Annotated in this window: 14 protein-coding genes, 1 tRNA gene and 1 pseudogene; 4 read left to right on the top strand and 12 right to left on the bottom strand. The window is 72.4% G+C overall.

From position 1 onward, the window contains the following. The first annotated feature begins 12 nt into the window (after positions 1 to 12). From ABT127_RS24460 to ABT127_RS24450, 3 genes are all read left to right on the top strand, one after another. Complete coding sequence (locus ABT127_RS24460) at positions 13 to 1,278, top strand: betaine/proline/choline family ABC transporter ATP-binding protein (RefSeq protein WP_351453968.1); 1,266 nt, start codon at positions 13 to 15, stop codon at positions 1,276 to 1,278. 83 nt (positions 1,279 to 1,361) lie between these two features. Further along, the gene (locus ABT127_RS24455) at positions 1,362 to 2,174 is read left to right on the top strand and encodes an ABC transporter permease (protein ID WP_351453965.1); all 813 of its coding nucleotides are present in this window, start codon (positions 1,362 to 1,364) and stop codon (positions 2,172 to 2,174) included. Then, positions 2,171 to 3,148 (top strand): glycine betaine ABC transporter substrate-binding protein, encoded by a 978-nt coding sequence (locus ABT127_RS24450; RefSeq protein WP_351453811.1) that lies wholly within the window; start codon positions 2,171 to 2,173, stop codon positions 3,146 to 3,148. The genes ABT127_RS24455 and ABT127_RS24450 overlap by 4 nt, the downstream gene beginning before the upstream one ends. Position 3,149: 1 nt before the next feature. Here the strand turns inward: ABT127_RS24450 and ABT127_RS24445 are convergent, their stop codons facing one another. The 4 genes and pseudogenes from ABT127_RS24445 to ABT127_RS24430 all read right to left on the bottom strand — a co-directional run bounded on the left by ABT127_RS24445 (position 3,150) and on the right by ABT127_RS24430 (position 8,446). Then, positions 3,150 to 3,941 carry a S16 family serine protease gene (locus tag ABT127_RS24445; RefSeq protein ID WP_351453809.1) on the bottom strand — a complete coding sequence of 264 codons (792 nt, stop codon included), beginning with the start codon at positions 3,939 to 3,941 and terminating at the stop codon, positions 3,150 to 3,152. Between the two features lie 92 nt (positions 3,942 to 4,033). Then, entirely contained in the window at positions 4,034 to 4,675 is a 642-nt protein-coding gene (locus ABT127_RS24440) for an IclR family transcriptional regulator (RefSeq protein WP_111663604.1), read from the bottom strand. Between the two features lie 310 nt (positions 4,676 to 4,985). Beyond that, positions 4,986 to 6,809: a DEAD/DEAH box helicase gene (locus tag ABT127_RS24435; RefSeq protein WP_351453806.1), complete on the bottom strand. Its 1,824-nt coding sequence runs from the start codon at positions 6,807 to 6,809 to the stop codon at positions 4,986 to 4,988. A 141-nt stretch (positions 6,810 to 6,950) separates the two neighbouring features. Next, positions 6,951 to 8,446 (bottom strand): annotated as a pseudogene (locus tag ABT127_RS24430) (MFS transporter). A 184-nt stretch (positions 8,447 to 8,630) separates the two neighbouring features. Between ABT127_RS24430 and ABT127_RS24425 the strand changes: the two are divergent. Then, positions 8,631 to 8,702, top strand: a tRNA-Cys gene (locus ABT127_RS24425). Positions 8,703 to 8,753: 51 nt separating this feature from the next. Here ABT127_RS24425 and ABT127_RS24420 read toward each other — a convergent pair. The 8 genes from ABT127_RS24420 to ABT127_RS24385 all read right to left on the bottom strand — a co-directional run bounded on the left by ABT127_RS24420 (position 8,754) and on the right by ABT127_RS24385 (position 18,689). Beyond that, positions 8,754 to 8,894, bottom strand: coding sequence for a hypothetical protein (locus ABT127_RS24420; protein WP_351453804.1), 141 nt, complete (start codon positions 8,892 to 8,894; stop codon positions 8,754 to 8,756). 2 nt (positions 8,895 to 8,896) lie between these two features. Then, complete coding sequence (locus ABT127_RS24415; RefSeq protein WP_351453802.1) at positions 8,897 to 11,224, bottom strand: xanthine dehydrogenase family protein molybdopterin-binding subunit; 2,328 nt, start codon at positions 11,222 to 11,224, stop codon at positions 8,897 to 8,899. Beyond that, positions 11,221 to 12,714: a (2Fe-2S)-binding protein gene (locus tag ABT127_RS24410; protein ID WP_351453799.1), complete on the bottom strand. Its 1,494-nt coding sequence runs from the start codon at positions 12,712 to 12,714 to the stop codon at positions 11,221 to 11,223. The genes ABT127_RS24415 and ABT127_RS24410 overlap by 4 nt, the downstream gene beginning before the upstream one ends. Further along, positions 12,711 to 13,607 carry an FAD binding domain-containing protein gene (locus ABT127_RS24405; RefSeq protein ID WP_351453796.1) on the bottom strand — a complete coding sequence of 299 codons (897 nt, stop codon included), beginning with the start codon at positions 13,605 to 13,607 and terminating at the stop codon, positions 12,711 to 12,713. The genes ABT127_RS24410 and ABT127_RS24405 overlap by 4 nt, the downstream gene beginning before the upstream one ends. 447 nt (positions 13,608 to 14,054) lie before the next feature. Next, the gene (locus ABT127_RS24400) at positions 14,055 to 15,665 is read right to left on the bottom strand and encodes a beta-N-acetylhexosaminidase (protein WP_351453794.1); all 1,611 of its coding nucleotides are present in this window, start codon (positions 15,663 to 15,665) and stop codon (positions 14,055 to 14,057) included. 5 nt (positions 15,666 to 15,670) lie between these two features. Then, on the bottom strand, positions 15,671 to 16,501 hold the full coding sequence (locus ABT127_RS24395; protein WP_351453791.1) for a carbohydrate ABC transporter permease: 831 nt from the start codon (positions 16,499 to 16,501) through the stop codon (positions 15,671 to 15,673). Continuing rightward, complete coding sequence (locus ABT127_RS24390; RefSeq protein ID WP_351453788.1) at positions 16,498 to 17,391, bottom strand: carbohydrate ABC transporter permease; 894 nt, start codon at positions 17,389 to 17,391, stop codon at positions 16,498 to 16,500. Before ABT127_RS24390 ends, ABT127_RS24395 begins: the two co-directional genes overlap by 4 nt. Then, a complete protein-coding gene (locus ABT127_RS24385; RefSeq protein WP_351453785.1) occupies positions 17,388 to 18,689 on the bottom strand; it encodes an extracellular solute-binding protein in 1,302 nt (433 codons plus the stop codon). Before ABT127_RS24385 ends, ABT127_RS24390 begins: the two co-directional genes overlap by 4 nt. Between the last annotated feature and the right edge of the window lie 11 nt (positions 18,690 to 18,700).

The following is an 18,700-nucleotide window of genomic DNA, read 5'->3' as shown; positions in this document are numbered from 1 at the left end:
ACCACGCCGACCATGCCCGCCGGCGAACCGGCCCCGGCGCCGAAGGCCTCCGGCGCCAGCATCGAGCTGGAGAACCTCTCCAAGATCTACCCGGGCAACCCGAACCCGGCCGTCGACAACGTCAACATGGAGATCAAGGCGGGCGAACTCATCATCTTCGTCGGCCCCTCGGGGTGCGGTAAGTCCACCACCCTGAAGATGATCAACCGGCTGATCGAGCCGTCGAGCGGCCGGATCCGGATCGGCGGCGAGGACGTCACCGACATGGACCCGGTGAAGCTCCGCCGCAAGGTCGGGTACGCGATCCAGTCCTCCGGGCTCTTCCCGCACATGACGGTCGCCCAGAACATCGCCCTCGTCCCGAAGATGGTCGGCTGGTCGAAGTCGAAGGTCTCGGCGCGGGTGGAGGAGATGCTCGACCTCGTCGGGCTCGACCCGGGCGAGTTCCACGGCCGCTACCCGCGCCAGCTCTCCGGCGGTCAGCAGCAGCGCGTGGGCGTGGCCCGGGCGCTGGCCGCCGACCCGCCGGTGCTGCTGATGGACGAGCCGTTCGGCGCCGTCGACCCGATCACCCGCGACCACCTCCAGGACGAGCTGATCCGGCTCCAGCACGAGCTGCACAAGACGATCGTGTTCGTCACCCACGACTTCGACGAGGCGATCAAGCTCGGGGACCGGATCGCGGTGCTGCGCGAGCACTCGCACATCGCCCAGTTCGACACCCCGGAGGCGATCCTCACCAACCCGGCCGACGACTTCGTCTCCGGATTCGTGGGCGCGGGCGCGGCGCTGAAGCGGCTCAACCTCAGCCGCGTACGCGACGTGGAGGTCACCGACTATCCGACGGTGAGCGTCGACGACCCGCTCCAGGACATCTTCGACAAGCTGCGCGCGGCCGGCACCAACGAACTGCTGCTGCTCGACCGGCGCGGCCGCCCCTACAAGTGGCTGCGGCGCGGCGACCTGATGCGCGCCAAGGGCTCGCTGGCCCGCGCGGGCACCCTGGTCCACGACACGGTGACGTACGACGCGACGCTGCGCGACGCGCTGGAGGCGGTCCTCACCGACAACGCGGGCCGGGTCGCCGTCACCGGGCGGCGCGGCGAGTACGAGGGCGTCGTCGACATGGAGACGCTGATGAACTCCGTGCACGAACTCCTGGAGGCCGACCGGCTCGAGGCCATCGAGAGCCAGCACGAGCTGGAGGAGACCCGCGCCCAGCAGACCCAGGCGGAGCAGGAGGGCACCACCGCCCCGGACGGGGAGGCGCAGGCGTGAGCGGTCCGTCCAGTCAACAGCCCGGCAAGCACCGCAAGGGCGCGCCGCCGAAGGGGGCCAGGCCCGACGGCGAGCACGAGGTGATGGGCCTCGCCTTCCGCGACGACGGCGAGGACGCCACGGAGCGGGAGGCGACACCGCCCGCGCCGAAGGAGCCGCGCCGCCTCACCTGGCAGAAGCTGACGTTCCTGCCGGCGCTGGTGGCCGTGGTGCTGCTGATCACCTGGCTGTGGTTCCGCAACGCCGACCTCGACACCATCTCGAAGAACGCGCTCTCCGACGGCCAGGTCTGGAAGGACCTCAAGCAGCACATCGAGCTGACCGTCATCTCCACGTTCTTCGTGCTGATCATCGCGATCCCGCTGGGGATCCTGCTGACCCGCAGGATGTTCCGCAAGGCGACCCCGTTCGCGCTGGCCCTCGCCAACATGGGGCAGGCCACCCCGGCGATCGGCCTGCTGGCCCTGCTGGTGATCTGGCTGGGCACCGGCCAGCGGTCCGCGCTGATCGGCATCATCATCTACGCGATCCTGCCGGTGCTCTCCAACACGATCGCGGGCCTGAAGGCCAACGACCCGACCCTCATGGAGGCGGCGCGCGGCATCGGCATGTCGCCGGCGATGGTGCTGGCCAGGGTGGAACTGCCGCTGGCGGTGCCGCTGATCCTGGCCGGGGTGCGCACCGCGCTCGTCCTCAACGTCGGCACGGCCACCCTCGCGGTGTTCGGCGGCGGCGGGGGCCTCGGCACACTCATCCAGGCCGGCATCACCAACCAGCGCATGCCGATCCTGCTGCTCGGCTCCATCCTGACGATCGCGCTCGCCCTGCTGGTGGACTGGCTGGCATCGCTGGCCGAGGTGCTGCTCAGCCCGCGCGGACTGGAGGCGCGGACATGAAGCACCCCCTGCGCGTGACCGTGGCGGCGGCCGCCGGGCTCGCCCTGCTCGCCGGGTGCGGGCTGACCAGCGGCAGTCCGATGGTCGACGACGTCTCCCCCGGCTCCATCGGCAAGGGCGAACCGCTCAAGGGCGCCGACCTCGTCGTCACCTCCAAGGAGTTCACCGAACAGCTGATCCTCGGCGCGATCATGGGCATCGCCTTCCAGGCGGCCGGCGCCGAGGTCATCGACCGGACCGGCATCCAGGGCTCGGTCGGCGCCCGCGAGGCCATCAAGTCCGGTGACGCCGACGCCATGTACGAGTACACGGGCACCGCCTGGATCACGTACCTCGGCAATTCCGATCCGATCACCGACCCGCAGAAGCAGTGGCTGGCGGTCAAGGAGGCGGACGCCAAGAACGGCATCACGTGGCTGCCGCCCGCCCCGCTGAACAACACCTACGCGCTCGCCATGAACCAGGCCAACTTCAAGAAGTACGGCACGAAGACCCTCTCCGAGGTCGCCGCGCTCGCGAAGTCGGACCCCAAGGCCGTCACGGTGTGCGTGGAGAGCGAGTTCGCCAACCGGGCCGACGGTCTGCGGGGCATGGAGAAGACGTACGGGATGAAGATTCCCGCGTCGAACATCACGCAGATGGACAGCGGCATCATCTACACCCAGGTGAAGAAGGGCAGTTGCACCTTCGGCGAGGTGTACACCACCGACGGCCGCATCCGGTCGATGAACCTCCAGGTCATGGAGGACGACAAGCACTTCTTCCCGAACTACAACGCGGCTCCGGAGATCAACTCCAAGGCCTACGAGAAGTATCCGCAGATGGCCGAGGTCCTGGACCCGATCTCGAAGAAGCTGACCAACTCCGTCGCCCAGGACCTCAACGCCAAGGTCGACGTGGACGGGAAGGATCCGCACCAGGTGGCCCTGGACTGGATGGTGAAGGAGGGCTTCGTGAAGGAGGGCGACGGCTAGGTCAGCAGGTGGGGACGGCCCCGGACTTCTTCTCCAGGTTCGTCAGCGCGGTGACCGCGCCCTTGAGCGTGGTCACCGGGACCAGCCGCATCGACTTCGGCGCGGAGGCCGTGGCGTCCGCGCACTCCGCCTTCGGTACGAGGAAGACCGTGGCGCCGTCGCGGTCGGCGGCCTGCACCTTCATCGAGACACCGCCGACGGCGCCGACCTTGCCGTTCGCGTCGATCGTGCCGGTGCCCGCGATGGACTTCCCGCCGGTCAGGTCGCCGCCGCTGCCGTCGCCGTCGAGCATGTCGACGATGCCGAGCGAGAACAGCAGGCCCGCGCTGGGGCCGCCCACGTCGCCGAGCTGGAGGCTGACCCGGACGTCCTTGCTCGCGTCGCCGAGGTAGCCGAGCGCGGCCTCGGTGGCGGCGTCCTGGGAGCCCTTCATCTCCTGCTGGTTGTGCTTCTCGATCTCCTTGGTGGAGTCGCCCGCCGGGTACACGGCGTCCCGGGGCATGACCGCGCGGTCGTCCCGGAACCAGCTGTCGACCACGTCCGAGAGGTGGATCGAGGCGTCGGGGCCCGTCGCCAGGATCGTCACCGCGCGCAGCTGGCCGCTGGTGTCGCGGGTTCCTGCGCCGGAGATCTCGATGACCGGCTTGCCGTCCGACGTCCCCAGCACGTTCGTCGTGGGGCCCGGCTGGGCCACCGAGAACGGGAGCGGGGCCAGGGCGGTGATCGCGAGCAGCGCGATCACCGGGAGCGCGCAGAGGGCGAGGGCCTTGGGTCGGCTGAGGCGATTGAGCACGCCCCCAATCTAACGTGACCGCCCGTTGGGCTTCGCCTGCGGCTCCGGTGGGAACTGCGCGAGAAGAGGCCGGCAGCCGGACGACGGCCTCGTCAGCGCAAGGCGTCAGAGACCTCGCGGGCGGCGTCCAGGACGCGAGGCCCGACGCGCTCGGGGACGGCGTCGGCCAGCATGACGACGCCGACGCTCCCCTCCACCCCGCTCACCCCGAGCAGGGGCGCCGCGGCCCCACTGGCCCCGGCCTCCAGCTCACCGTGGGTGAGGGTGTACCCGGTCTCGGGCAGCACGCCCTGCCGGGCCCCGAGGATGGCGCGCCCGGCGGCGCCCCGGTCCAGCGGATGCCGGAAACCCGTCCGGTACGCCACGTGGTAGTCGGTCCAGGTCGGCTCGACGACGGCGACCGCGAGGGCCTCGGTGCCGTCGACCAGCGTCAGATGCGCGGTCGCCCCGATGTCCTCGGCGAGCGAGCGCAACGCCGGCAGCGCGGCCTCCCGCACCAGCGGATGGACCTGCCGCCCCAGGCGCAGCACCCCGAGCCCGACCCGGGCGCGGCCACCCAGATCACGACGGACGAGGGCGTGCTGCTCCAGCGTGGCGAGCAGACGGTAGACGACCGTGCGGTTGACGCCGAGCTTGTTGGACAGCTCGGTCACGGTCAGCCCGTGGTCGGTGTCGGCGAGCAGTTTGAGGACGCGCAGTCCCCGGTCGAGCGTCTGGGAGGTCTCCGCGGTCACGACGCCCACTCCTTAGTGGTGAGGGTCGGCGGTCCCTGTGCGGCGGTCGCGCCGCCGGTCCCGTGGCGACGCGCGTCAGAGGCCGCCGGTCGGATATCAGGCGCTGGGCTGCATACGGCTGCATGCGACCACTTCTGCGTACGTTCCACATATTCCGTGCGTACCGGCTGCGCTCCGCGGCGGCGCTGCCACGGGGCGTGTGCGTTCCCGGAATCTAGCGAGACCGTCCCGCTGAGCGGAAGACTCCGTCCAGAATCCGGTCAGCCGGAAGCCGGACTTGTGGGTGATTGCCCGCACTTGCCGTCCGGGTTCACTGCATGCGGGTCGCCCACTCCTGGACCTTGGTGATGCGCTGGCGCAGCTGTCCGGCGGTGGCCTCGGCGCTCGGCGGGCCGCCGCAGACCCGGCGCAGCTCGGTGTGGATGACGCCGTGCGGCTTGCCGCTCTGATGCACGTACGCGCCGACCATCGTGTTGAGCTTCTTGCGCAGCTCCATCATCTCCTTGTGGGAGACGACGGGCCGCCGCTCGGCGGGCAGTTCGAGGAGGTCGGCCTCGCTGTCGGGCTTCTTCTTGCTGTGCGCGATCTGCCGGGCCTGCCGCTTCTGGAGGAGCAGCTGCACCTGGTCGGGTTCGAGCAGGCCGGGGATGCCGAGGTAGTCCTGCTCCTCCTCGCTGCCGGGGTGGGCCTGCATGCCGAATTCGGCGCCGTCGTAGAGGACGCGGTCGAAGACGGCCTCGGACTCCAGGGCCTCGAAGGAGAACTGCTCCTGCTCCCCGGTGTCCTCGTCCTCCTGCTTGTTCGCCTCGTCCATCTCCTTCTCGGACTCGGCGTAGGGGTCCTCCTCCCCCTCCTTCTTCGGCTTGTCGAGCACGTGGTCGCGCTCGACCTCCATCTCGTTGGCGTGGCCGAGGAGGTCGGGGACGGTCGGCAGGAACACGGACGCGGTCTCGCCGCGCCGCCGGGAGCGCACGAAACGGCCGACGGCCTGCGCGAAGAAGAGCGGGGTGGAGATGGTGGTGGCGTAGACGCCGACCGCCAGGCGCGGGACGTCGACGCCCTCCGACACCATGCGGACGGCGACCATCCAGCGGTCCTCGCTCGCGCTGAAGTCGTCGATCCGCTTCGAGGCGCCGGTGTCGTCGGACAGCACCAGGGTCGCCTTCGAGCCGGTGATCTCGCGGATCAGCTTGGCGTAGGCACGGGCCTGCTCCTGGTCGGAGGCGATGACGAGGGCGCCCGCGTCCGGGATGCCCTTCCTGACCTCGGTGAGGCGGGCGTCGGCGGCGCGCAGCACGCTCGGCATCCACTCGCCGCGCGGATCGAGGGCGGTGCGCCAGGCCTGGCTGATCGCGTCCTTGGTCATCGGCTCGCCGAGGCGGGCGGCGATCTCGTCGCCGGCCTTGGTGCGCCAGCGCATGTTGCCGCTGTAGCTGAGGAATATCACCGGCCGCACGACGCCGTCGGCGAGCGCGCTGCCGTAGCCGTAGGTGTAGTCGGCCGAGGAGCGGCGGATGCCGTCGTTGCCCTCCTCGTACTGGACGAAGGGGATCGGATTGGTGTCGGACCGGAACGGCGTACCGGTCAGCGCCAGGCGGCGGGTGGCGGGCTCGAAGGCCTCCAGGCACGCCTCGCCCCACGACTTGGAGTCACCGGCGTGGTGGATCTCGTCGAGGATGACGAGCGTCTTGCGCTGCTCGCTGCGGTTGCGGTGCAGCATCGGGCGCACGCCGACGCCCGCGTACGTGATGGCGACGCCGTCGTACTCCCTGCTGAGCGGGCCCGCGCTGTACTCCGGGTCCAGCTTGATGCCGACGCGCGCGGCCGCCTCCGCCCACTGCTTCTTCAGGTGCTCGGTCGGTGCGACCACGGTCACCTGCTGCACGACGTGGTGGTGCAGCAGCCAGGAGGCGAGGGTGAGCGCGAAGGTGGTCTTGCCGGCGCCCGGGGTCGCGACCGCGAGGAAGTCGCGGGGCTGCTCCTGGATGTACCGCTCCATCGCCCCCTGCTGCCAGGCACGCAGCTTGTTGGCCGTGCCCCAGGGGGCGCGGCCGGGGAAGGCGGGCGAGAGGTGGCTGGACGGGGTCGGAGCGGTGGGCGGGGCGGCGGCGCTGGCGTCGTTGGCGGTGGTCACGGTCTCCGGCTCGGCAGATCGGGGGCGTATGACAACCGGTCCACCCTACCGGTGGCGAGGTTGACGTTTCCGCCTCACGAGGCCGGGCGGGCGCCGGTTGGGACGTGGGTCACAGATCAACTCCCCGCATTTCACCGGTAGTCAGCCCGTCGTCACCGGCGCGTCCCCGCTGGTCGTGGCGGCGCGCAGCCGCGTCGCCACGGCCACGCCGACCAGCGCGACGGCCGCCATCGGCAGGAACACGGCGACGAACGCGGCCGGGTGCGCGCCGCCCGCGCCCTGGGCCACGCCGTGGCCGACCGCTCCCCCGCCGAGGGCCGCGAAGGCGGCGCCGCCCGCCGCGAGCAGCAGGGTGTTCGAGAGGCCGTCGGAGATCTGGAGGGCGGCGGAGTTCGTACCCGCCTCCTCGGGGGCGGACAGCTGGAGCAGCAGCACGCTGGTGGCGGAGGTCACGATGCCCATGCCCAGGCAGCCGTACGCCCAGGCCACGGCCACCAGCCAGACCGGTACGGAGTCGATCAGCACGAGCGGCACGGTGGCGATGGCGGCGGCGACGAGGACCATGCCGAGGGCCGCGAGCCGCTCGCGGTACGGCTCCATGCGGGGCCTGGCCTGCGCCCACGAGCCGATCGCCCAGGTGGCGCCGCCCGCGGCGAGCGAGAGCCCGGCCATCGTCGGCGACACGCCCCGCTGGGTGACGAGCATCAGCGGCACGAACGACTCGGCCGCGATGAACGAGCCCGCCGCGATCCCGCGCAGCAGCACCACGGACGGCAGTCCGCGCACGGCCCGGTAGGTGCCGCGCGGCAGCAGCCCGAGCACGGACGGCACGAGGAACGCGGCCCCGGCCGCGCCGGGCAGCAGGGCGGTCCAGGCCGGGTCCTGGGCCGCGTACTGGAGCAGCCCGGCGCCCGCCGAGATGCCGAACGCGAGCCGGATCCGGCGCCGCTCGAACGCCGCGGGCGGGCCGGCGGCGGCTTCGGGGGGGGCGGGCCGCCCGCCTGCCGCCGGATCTGCGGCAGCGCGAGCCCGAGCGGCAGCAGGACCAGTACCGGGATGCCGAGGAAGACCCAGCGCCAGCCGAGGTGCTGGGTGACGGCCCCGGCCGCCAGCGGCCCCACGACCGACGGCACGACCCAGGCCGCGGCGAACGCCGCCAGGATCGCGGGGCGCAGCCGCGCCGGGTAGGCCCGGCTGACGACGACGTACAGCGCGACGATGACGAGCCCGCCGCCGAGGCCCTGCACGGCGCGGCCCGCGATGAACGTCCACATGTTCGCGGCGGTCCCGGCCAGCAGCAGCCCGGCCGCGAACGCCCCGATCCCGGCGCCGACGGGCCCGAGCGGCCCGCGCCGGTCGGCCCACTGGCCCGCGAGGACCATGCCGAAGAGGCTGGTGGTGAAGTACGCGGAGAACGCGAAGGCGTACAGCGCCACCCCGTCCAGGTCCCGTGCGGCGACCGGCATCGCGGTGCCGACGGCGGTCGCCTCGAAGGCGATGAGCACGATGACCGTGACGATGCCGATGCTCAGCGCGCGGTACCCGCGCCCGAGGACGCCTCCGTCGGGGGCGGCGGCCCCGGTGGCGGGGGCTTCGGTGGCCGGGGCGGCGAGGTCGGCGTCGTCGAGAGCGGTCATGCCGATCAGCGTAAGAGGCAAAACCGCGGCTGACCCCTGTCCGGAGTCGGGCTCGTCCTGGTCCCTTGGTCCTACGTCCGTCCGTTCGTTCATGAACGGCGTATGGCAGTCCCGTTGCGGGCCGCGCGGAACCCTTGAGGCGGGCGGAAGCACGCCCTACGGTCGAGGACATCAGCACGAGCTCGGCCGTATGCCCGAGTGGCTTAGGGATTCGCCTGCAAAGCGAAGCACACCGGTTCGATTCCGGTTACGGCCTCTGGAAGAAGAACCCCGGCAGCCCGCGAAGGGCGCCGGGGTTCTTCCGTGCTCAGCCCGTCACGAGGATCACGCCTCCGCCCACGACGATCACCGCGAAGGCGACGAACGCGAGGACGAAGAGGAACAGCTTCCCGGCGGACGGGGCGGGCTCGTAGGCCCGGGGCTGCTCGGGCTCGTGATCGGTCGGCATGGCTACTGGGGCTCCATGACCGGTGCCGGGTCCGGGGTCACCACCGCCGCCTGCGGGCGGATCGGGAGGCGGTTGACGGGGCGGCCCGTCGCCGCGCGGACCGCCGAGGCGACCGCCGCCGGGGAGGCGACGACCGGGGCCGCGCTCGCCGCCTTCGCGCCGAAGGGGGCCACCACGTCGCGCTCCTCCACGAGCTTCACGATGCGGATGTCCGGGGCGTCCAGCGACGTGGGCAGCGCGTAGCCGGTCAGGTCGGGGCGGCGCACGATGCCCTTCGCGGTGCGCAGGTTCTCGGTGAGGGCCGCGCCCACGCCCTGGGTGACGCCCGCCTCGATGCGGGCGGCGAGCTGACCGGGGTTGAGGATGCGGCCGACGTCCTGCGCCACCGCGAGCTCGACGACCCGTACGGAACCGATCTCGATGTCGACGTCCACGACCGCGCGGATCGCGCAGAAGGCGAGGCCGACGAAGGCGTCGCCCTGGCCCTGGGCGTCCAGCGGCTCGGTCGGATGCGGGCGGCACTGGGCCGTCGCCCACAGCTCCTTGCCGTCCATGGCCTCCTGGACCGTGGTGGACAGCACCCCGTCGTACGAGGTGATCTTGCCGTCGGCGATCTGGAGCAGCTCCGTGGACATGCCGAACTTGTGGGCCAGGGGCTGCAGGAGCTGGGTGCGGACCATCTTCGCCGCGCGCTCGACCGCGCCGCCCGAGACCCACGTGTGGCGGCCGCGGCAGCCGGGTCCGGCCGGGGGCTGGTCCGTGTCGACGGGGGCCACGTGGACCTCGTCGATGCCGAGCGTGTCCTGGACGATCTGGCGGGCCAGCGTCGAGAATCCCTGGCCCGTCTCGACGGCCGCGCAGATGACCGTGGCGACGCCGTCGTGGACCTTGACCGTGGCCGTGGAGACCTCGTCGGCGCCCTCGGCGCCGAGCATGTGGACCATGCCGATGCCGTAGCCGACACCGCGCCGGACCGCGCCGGGCTCGCCCGCGCCCTCCGGGCCGCCGGGCAGCAGCCAGTCCTCCTCGGGAGTGTCCTTGGGCAGCGCGGGGAGCGGGAACTCCCGTACCGCGTCGAGGAGTTCGGCGACCGGCGCCGGGCAGGTCACCGTCTGGCCGGTGGGCAGCACGTCACCGGTCGCCAGCACGTTGCGCATGCGCAGTTCGGCCGGGTCGATGCCGGTCTTCTTCGCCAGCTTGTCCATCTGGGCCTCGTACGCGGCGCAGACCTGCATCGCGCCCTCGCCGCGGACGTGCCCGGACGGCGGGTTGTTGGTGCGCACCGCCCAGCCCTCGATGGAGGCGTGCGGGACGACGTAGGGGCCGCAGGCGAAGGCGACGGCCGCCGCGAGCGCGTCCGACGACGTGTCCGCGTAGGCGCCCGCGTCCAGCAGGATCTGGGCCTCCACCTTCACCAACCGGCCGTCGGCGTCGGCGTGGTGACGGTACCTCAGCAGTGTCGGGTGGCGGTGCGGGTGGCCGAGGAAGGACTCCTCGCGGGTCGCCGTCAGCTTGACCGGGCAGCCCGTGTGCAGGGCCAGCAGGCCCAGCGGCAGATGGAAGCTCGGGTCCTCGCGGTCGCCGGTCGCGCCGGGCACTCCGGTGACGACGACCTTCACGCGCTCCGGCTCCAGGCCGTAGCGGGCCGCCGCCGCGTCGCGGTCGCCGTGCGGGTCGTTCGACGCGATGTACAGCTCCACGCCGCCGTCGGGGCGCGGCACGGCGAGCCCCGCCTCGGCGCCGATCGGCGCCGGGTCCTGGCGGCCGATGCGGTACAGGCCCTCGACGATCACCTCGCCCTGCGCCTCGGCGTCGCCGTGGGCGAGCGGGATGTGCCGGACCAGATTGCCGTCGGGGTGCAGCGGTTCGGCCCCGAAGGACTGCTCCGGGTCCGTGACCGGTTCGAGGATCTCGTACTCGACGATGATCGCCGCCGCGGCCATCCGGGCCGTGTCCGGGTGGTCCGCCGCCACCGCCGCGAGCGCCTCGCCGTGATGGCGGACGACGTCGGAGGCGAACACCGGGCGGTCCGCGGTGCGGTGGCCGGCGGGCGGGCCGCCGGGCACGTCCTCGTGCGTGACGACCGCGCGCACGCCGGGCATCTCGCGCGCGTGGGTGGTGTCGATGGAGAGCACGCGCGCGTGCGCGTGGGGCGAACGCAGGATCGCCGCCCACAGGAGCCCTTCGGCCCACAGGTCGGCGGCGTAGGGGAAGGTGCCCTCCGCCTTCGCTCTGGCCTCCGCCGAGGGCAGTGTCGTGCCCAGGCCGTGCGGGATCCCCTCCGGCTCGGGGGTCAGGCCCGCGGGGGCCTCGGTGGTCTCGTTCGTCACGCCTGGCCTCCGTCCTGGAACAGGTCACCACTGGCCGGTCCCGCCTGCCGCGGGATGCGGGGCTCCTCGTCGTCCTCTGGCTGCTCGCCCGGCTCGCCCTGTTCGGCCGCCGCCGCGCGGGACGCCCGGCGCTCGGCGGCCACCTCGCGCACCGCGTCCAGGACACCGCGATAGCCGGAGCAGCGGCACAGGTTGCCGCACAGCGCCTTGCGGGTCTCCAGGTCGGTGGGGTCGGGGTTGCCCTCCAGCAGGTCGTGCACCGTCATCGCCATGCCGGGGACGCAGAACCCGCACTGGACGGCGCCGCACGCGGCCAGCGCGCGCTGCACGTCGGAGGGCTGCCCGTCCTCGGCCAGGCCCTCGACGGTACGGACGTCGCTGCCCGCCGCGGTCGCCGCCGGGACCAGGCAGGAGGCGACGAGCCGGCCGTCCACCTGCACGTTGCACGCGCCGCACTCGCCCTGCGAGCAGCCGTCCTTGGCGCCCGCGAGGCCGAGGCGCTCGCGCAGCACGTACAGGAGCGACTCGCCGATCCAGGCGTCCGTGACGGGGCGGTCGGCGCCGTTGACCCGCAGGACGTAGCTGGCGAGGGGGTGGTCGTCGTGGAGGGGGGTGACGGTGGCCGTCTGCTCGGGCTCGGCCACGGCCTCGGGCTCGGCGGCCGGCTCGGGCAGGGCCGTCGCGTCGTCCTCCGGGGCGGGCGGCTCGGCGGGCTCCGGCTCCTCGGCCGCGGGCACGGCCGGTTCGTCGGGCACGGGGTGCTCGTCGGGCACGGGGTGCTCGTCGGGCACGGGGTGCTCGTCGGCGGCCGGCTCGGGCTCCGGCTCGGGCTCCTCGGCGGGTGCGTCCGGCACGGCGGCCGGCGCCTCCTGGGCCCAGGCCTGCGCGGACACCTCCGGCTGCGGTTCCGGCGCCTGCGGCTCGGGCTGCGGTTCCGGGGCCTGCTCCGGGGCGGGCTCCCGCGCCCAGTCCTGCGTCGCCCACGGCGCGGGCGCGCCGCCCGGCAGGGTCGCGGGCGGCATCCGGTCGCCCCACTGGGAGGCCAGTGCGGACGTCGTGAACTCGCCGGACTCGTCGGGGAGTTCACCGCCCGCGACGGGGATCGACCACTGGCCGGTCTGCCCCTGCGCGGCCTCGGTGACACCGCTGCCGTACGGCTCCCGGTTCGCCTCGGGCCAGCTGACGTCACGGCCCTCGGCGGGCTGCGGGGCGGGCGGCTGCGGGGCCGCGCCCGTCAGGTCCGGCGGCAGCACCCACACGCCGGTCGCCGCCGGGTCGGTGGCGGCGGCGCCGGTGGCCGGGCTCACCGTTATCTGCGGCGGCACGTACCCGTGCCCCGGTGCGGCCAGCGGCGCGTCGGGGAAGCCGTCGGGCGGCAGTTGGACGAAGGCCGTGGCGTCGGAGTCGTACTCGCCCTGCGGCAGCCGCTGCCAGCCGTCCCCCTGGCCGTGCTGGTCGTGCGGGTCGGGTCCGGGGTACTCGTTCGTCACGACAGCGCCCTCCCGAGTGCACGTCGGGCCAGGGCGGCGACGGTGCGCCGCAGATGGGTCACGGCGGGCGGCAGCGCCTCCTGCGTGCCGTCCGGGGCCGGGGCCGGGTCGGGGATGCAGGCCGCGGCGACGTACTCGCCGAACGCCTGGATCGCCTCCGGCACGAGCGCGCCGCGCTCGCCGTCCCAGTCGATGAGCGAGGCCACCCACTGCTCGGCCTCCAGCGGGCGCAGCGGCATCGGCGCGATCGCGCCGACCGCGCAGCGCACCCCGCGCCGGGCCGGGTCGAGGACGAGCGCGACGGAGGCCGTCGCCCGCCCGGGGCCGGTCCGGCCGGTCGCCTTCAGGAACACCTGCGGCGCGTGCAGCAGCGGCACCCGCACGAAGCCGATCAGCTCGCCGGGCCGCAGCATCTCCATGCCCGCGAGCAGATGCGAGACGGGGACCTCGCGGCGCGCGCCGCCGGGCCCCGCGATGATCAACGTGGCTTCCAGGGCGGCCAGTACGGGCAGCGCGTCGTTGGTCGGGGCGGCCGAGGCGATGTTGCCGCCGAGCGTGCCCGCGTTGCGGATCTGCGGCGGGCCCGCGGCGCGGGCGGACGCGGCGAGGGCCGGGATGAGCGCGGCGAAGTCGGGGCGGCCCATGCGGGCGTGGGTCAGGCCGGCGCCGAGCAGCGCGTGCCCGTCCTGGTACTGCCAGCCGCGGATCTCGCTGATCCGGCCGAGGCCGACCAGGGCCGCGGGACGGAGTTGACCCGCGTTGACCTGGGCCATGAGGTCGGTGCCGCCGGCGACGGGCACGGCTGCGGGCATCGCGGCGAGCGCCGCGACCGCCTCGTCCAGCGAACCCGGAAGTACCGCGGCCTGTGTCGCCTGCGGTGCGTGCGTGGTCAAACCGGCTGCCCCTTCCCGATGTCCGGCCGCGCGCCCGGCGGTGCGCCGGTCCCCGCGTGGTCCGCGTGTGACCGCCGTTCCCGCCGTTACGCCTGTTCCGCCGTACGGTACGTGCTGACAGGCCGGACGTGGCAACTCTGGCACATCTTCCCCGGAGCCCGGAGAGGGGGTCCGGTAGGAGGCATTCGCCCCTTCCACCTGGGAGATGACCGAAATGGCAGTGCATCGCCCGTGCGCACGAATTGGCACTCTTCGGTGACGTATGGGAGGGCGTGCAGGGGGCCCGGTCGTGGCGGGGGGCGGGGGGGGGGGCCGCGGGGGCCGCCCCCCCGCCCCCCCTCCCCCCCCCCCCGCGCCGCCTACCGCGCCGGGTGCGCTGGGTGCGGGGGGCGCGGGGGGGGGCGCGCGGCCGCCCGCCCCCCCCCCCCCCCCCACGACCGGTGCTGCTCACGCGTTCGGGGGCGGGCCCTCCAGCGGGCGGCCGAGCACGCCGGGGCGCTGCTGCCAGGGCAACGGGCCGCCGGGACGCCGGTACTCGACGCCGAGGGCGTCAAGTCGCCGGTAGTGGGCGGTCATCCGGCGCTCGAAGTCCGCGTAGTCGCGCTCCCCGGGCTCCGGCAGCTCGCTCCAGGCCACCTCGCTGAAGGCGCACAGGCGCGGGAACGCCTGGTAGTCGACGCGCTGCGCGTTCTCCGTCACCTCGGTCCACAGATTGGCCTGGGTGCCCAGGACGTGGCGGGCCTCCTCCTCGGTGAGCTGCGGCGGAACCGGCTCGAAGCGGTAGACGTCCTCCAGGGTGCGGACGTACGCGATGGGGACGGGTTCGTCGGCGCCGTCGGACTGCCGGTAGTCCAGGTAGACCTGCTGGAGCGGGCACATGACGACGTCGTGGCCCGCGCGTGCGGCGGTGATCCCGCCCTCGTAGCCGCGCCACGAGGAGACGGTCGCGCCGGGGGCGAGCCCGCCCTCCAGGATCTCGTCCCAGCCGACGAGCCGGCGGCCGCGCTCGCTCAGCCAGGTGTCGAAGTGCCGGATGAACCAGGACTGGAGCTCGTCCTCGTCCTTCAGGCCGAGTTCCGCGATCCGGGCCTGCGCGGTCGGCGAGGCCTTCCACTGGTCCTTCGGGCACTCGTCCCCGCCGACGTGGACGAAGGTGGAGGGGAACAGCTCCAGGATCTCCTCGAAGACGCCCTCGTAGAAGCGCAGGACGGTCTCGGTCGGGGCGAGGACGTTGGGGTTGACGCCCCAGGTGTCCCAGACGGGCAGGGCCGCCGTGTCGACGACGTCGGCGTTGCCGAGTTCCGGGTAGGCGTGGATGGCGGCCTGGGAGTGGCCCGGGATGTCGATCTCGGGGACGACGGCGATGTGCCGGGCGTGGGCGTAGGCGACGATCTCGCGGATGTCGTCCTGGGTGTAGAAGCCGCCGTGCGGCTTGTCCTCCCACAGCTCCGAGGCCCGGTGCCCGTACTTGGTCCTGGTGCGCCAGGAGCCGTCCTCGGTGAGCTTCGGGTGGCGCTTGATCTCGATGCGCCAGCCCTGGTCGTCGCTGAGGTGGAAGTGGAAGACGTTCAGCTTGTGCGCGGCCAGCAGGTCGATGAAGCGCAGCACGCCGTCCTTCGGCATGAAGTGCCGGGCGACGTCGAGCATCGCGCCGCGCCAGCCGAAGCGGGGCCCGTCCTCGATGTCGGTCAGCGGCAGCCGCCAGACGCGGCCGGGCAGGGGTGCGCGCCGGAAGGCGTCCGGGCCGAGGAGCTGGCGCAGGGTCTGCGCGCCCCAGAACACCCCGGCCGGGGAGCCGCCCCGCAGGTCGACGCCGCGCGGGGTGACGGAGAGGCGGTACCCCTCCGTCGGCAGGGTGTCGTCGACGGTCAGCCGGACGAGATCGTCGCCCTCCCGCCGGGGCTCGAACGAGAACCCGGTCGCGGCGCCGAGTGTGGCGCGCAGCCAGCGGGCGGTGTCCTCGGTGCCCGCCCCGGCGGCGATCCCGGTGTCCTCGCCGACGGCGAGGTACTGATCGCCGTAACCGGCGACCGATCGGGGGGCCGGAATCAGTTCCATGAAGCTCAGTCCTTAACCGCGCCGCCGAGCCCGGACACCAGGCGCCGCTGTACGAGTACGAAGAAGACCAGTACCGGAATGGTCATCACGGTCGACGCTGCCATGATTCCGCCCCAGTCGTTCTCGTCCGGTTTGAAGAAGACGAGCAGGGCCATCGGAAGCGTCGACTGGGAGGTGTCGCTGATGATGAACGACTTCGCGAACAGGAAGTCGTTCCAGGTGGAGATGAAGGAGAAGACACTCGTCGCCACAAGGCCCGGGAAGACCAGGGGAAAGAGGATCTGCCACAGGAAGCGGGAACGGCTGGCACCGTCCAGGTAGGCGGCCTCCTCCAGCGCCTCGGGCACGGCTTTCACGAATCCGCGCAGCATCCAGATCGCGAACGGCAGCGAGAACGCGAGGTGCGGCAGGATCAGCGAGCCGAGCGTGTTGAGCTGCCCGAAGTCCCGCATGAGGAAGAAGAGCGGAATGGTCAGGGCCTCGACCGGCACCATCTGCGCGACGAGGAACATGATGAGCAGCGTCGTACGGAACCGGAATCGAAAGCGCGTCACGGCCGTCGCCGCGAGAAACGCGACGAGCGCCGAGACCACCACGACCGTCCCCGCCACGATCAGGCTGTTGACGAAGTAACGGCCGAATTCCTGCTGTTGGAAGACGCGGCGGAAGGAGTCGAGCGACGGATCGAGCGTCCAGGGGCGCGGCTCGGTCGATTCGATCTCCCCGGCCGGTTTGAGGGCGCTGAGCACCATCCAATAGAGGGGAAAGGCGACGACGAGCGCGATGAGCAGCGCGGACGCCTCGGCGGCGAGCCGCCAGGGCCGTTGGATTCTCACAGTTCCCTGCCCTCCCTGCGCATCAGCCGCAGATAGACGAGCGTGACCACGAGCAGGATGACGAGCATCACGACGCCGATGGCCGAGCCGAGGCTGTACTCGCTTCCGGCGAACGCCTTCTGGTACGCGTACACGTTGAGGACGAGGTTCTGTCCGGCGATGCCGCCGCCGCCCGTCATCACGTAGATCTGGGTGAAGACCTTGAAGTCCCAGATGACCGACTGGATGGTGACGACGACCAGGATCGGCCGCAGCATCGGCGCGGTGACGGAGCGCCAGGTCCGCCACTGGGAGGCGCCGTCGAGGGACGCCGCCTCCAGAACCTCGCCCGGGATGGCGCGGATGCCCGCGTACACGGTGACCATCACGAACGGGAAGGAGCACCAGACCACTTCGAGCAGGACCAGCGCGAAGGCGCTGTAGCGGCCGTACGTCCACGAGAAGTCGCCGAGCCCGAGGACCTTGTTCACCGGGCCGAAGTCCGCGTCGAAGAGGAACATCCAGACGGTGGACCCGGTGATCGCCGGGGTGGCCCAGGCGCCGAGCGCGGCCAGCATCAGGGCGAGCCGGGGTACGGCCCGCACCCGCGTGAGCAGCACGGCGAGCGCGCAGCCCACCAGGAGCGTGGAGACGACGCAGGCCGCCGCGAACAGCACGGTGGCGAGCAGCACCTGCCAGAACTGGCTGTCGGAGAACAGCTCCTGGTAGTTGCCGAGGCCGCGGAAGGTGGTCGGGGCGCCGCCGCTGACCTGGGCCTGGGTGTACTCCAGGAACGAGATCAGGCCGAGCTGGTAGATCGGGTAGACGAGCAGACCGCCCAGCAGGACGAGCGCGGGGGCGAGATAGAGCCAGGGCGCCCATCTCCCGCCCCGCGCGGGCACGGAGCTCACCCGGCGGCCCCGAACGCGGCGTCCATCTTCTTCGCGGCGTCCCCGGAGGCCGCCTTGACGTCCTTACGGCCGCTGACGATCTCCTGGAACATGGTGGGCAGGACCTGGGAGGCGTCGATCTGCGCCCAGCCGGGCGAGGCGGGCACGAACTTCGCGCCGGCGCCGAGGGTCTTCACGAAGGGCGCGACGAACGGCTCCTCCTCGGCGACGTCCTGGCGCACGTCGGTGTAGGTGGGCAGGAAGCCCATCCCGGAGAACAGGGCGCGCTGCGCGTCCTTGCCCGCGAGCTGCTTCATGAGGTCGACGGCGAGCGTGCGGTGCGAGGTGCTCTTCAGTACGCCGATGTTGTTGCCGCCGGCGAAGGCGGGCGCGATGTCCCCCTTCTTCACGCCGGGCAGCGGCACGACGGCGTACTTGCCCTTCACCGTGCCGTCCTCCATGGCCTGGTGGCTGAAGTCGCCGCCGATGGCCATGGCGGCCTTGCCGGAGGCGAAGGCGGTGACGGTGTCGTTGCCGCCCATCGCGGCGCACTTGGCGGCGGGACAGTTGGCGTCGCCGAAGAGCGAGGTGTAGGCCTTGATGCCCTTCCGGGCGGCCGGGCTGTCGATGGCCGCGGTGTACGCGTCGCCCTTCTTCTCGGCGAGTTCGCCGCCGTTGGCCCAGATGAACGGCATCGCGCCGTAGGTGTAGGCGCCGCCGACCGCGAGCCCGTACAGCTCGGGCTTCGTCTTGTGGATCTTCTTGGCGGTGGCGGCGAGTTCCCCTTGCGTCTTCGGGACGTCGATCCCGAGGTCCTTGAAGACGTCGGTGCGGTAGTACAGCGCGCGGACGCCGACGAAGTAGGGGGCGCCGTAGATCTTCCCGTCGACGGTCACCGACTCCTTGGCGGTCGGGTCGGTGTCGGCGGCCTCGTCCCAGGCCCCGAACTCCTTCGTCACGTCCGCGAGTCCGCCGTCCTTCACGTATCCGGCGGTGTCCGTGTTGCCGTACTCGATGACGTCCGGGGCGCTCTTCGGGTCGGTGAAGGCGGCCTTGATCTTCTCGGCGCGGGTCTCGACGGGTATGTACTCGATCTTCACCTGGGCGCCGTCGTGCGCCTTCTCGAAGGTGTCGACGGCCGCGTCCATGACCTTCTTCTTGGGGCCGTTGTTGACCTCCTGGAAGAGCCAGACGCGCAGCGTGCCGCTCTTGTCGTCCTTCGCGGAGTCACTGCCGCCGGACGTGCCGGGGGCGCACGCGGCAGTCGCGGCGAGCACAAGAGCGGTGAGCGGAAGGGCTGTTCGGGCAAGGGGCTTCATCGGAAACGCCT

Origin of the sequence: Streptomyces sp. NPDC001904, assembly GCF_040297005.1 — a bacterium.
Lineage (GTDB): Bacteria > Actinomycetota > Actinomycetes > Streptomycetales > Streptomycetaceae > Streptomyces.
Note: the sequence above shows the minus strand (reverse complement) of the source record. Positions and strands in the feature narration are given on the sequence as shown.

Bases quoted from the DNA above. Each gene is read 5' to 3' on its own strand.
- ABT127_RS24385 (WP_351453785.1), bottom strand. From the start codon at position 18,689: ATGAAGCCCCTTGCCCGAACAGCCCTTCCGCTCACCGCTCTTGTGCTC.
- ABT127_RS24455 (WP_351453965.1), top strand. From the start codon at position 1,362: ATGGGCCTCGCCTTCCGCGACGACGGCGAGGACGCCACGGAGCGGGAG.
- ABT127_RS24460 (WP_351453968.1), top strand. From the start codon at position 13: ATGCCCGCCGGCGAACCGGCCCCGGCGCCGAAGGCCTCCGGCGCCAGC.
- ABT127_RS24450 (WP_351453811.1), top strand. From the start codon at position 2,171: ATGAAGCACCCCCTGCGCGTGACCGTGGCGGCGGCCGCCGGGCTCGCC.
- ABT127_RS24400 (WP_351453794.1), bottom strand. From the start codon at position 15,665: ATGGAACTGATTCCGGCCCCCCGATCGGTCGCCGGTTACGGCGATCAG.
- ABT127_RS24420 (WP_351453804.1), bottom strand. From the start codon at position 8,894: ATGCCGACCGATCACGAGCCCGAGCAGCCCCGGGCCTACGAGCCCGCC.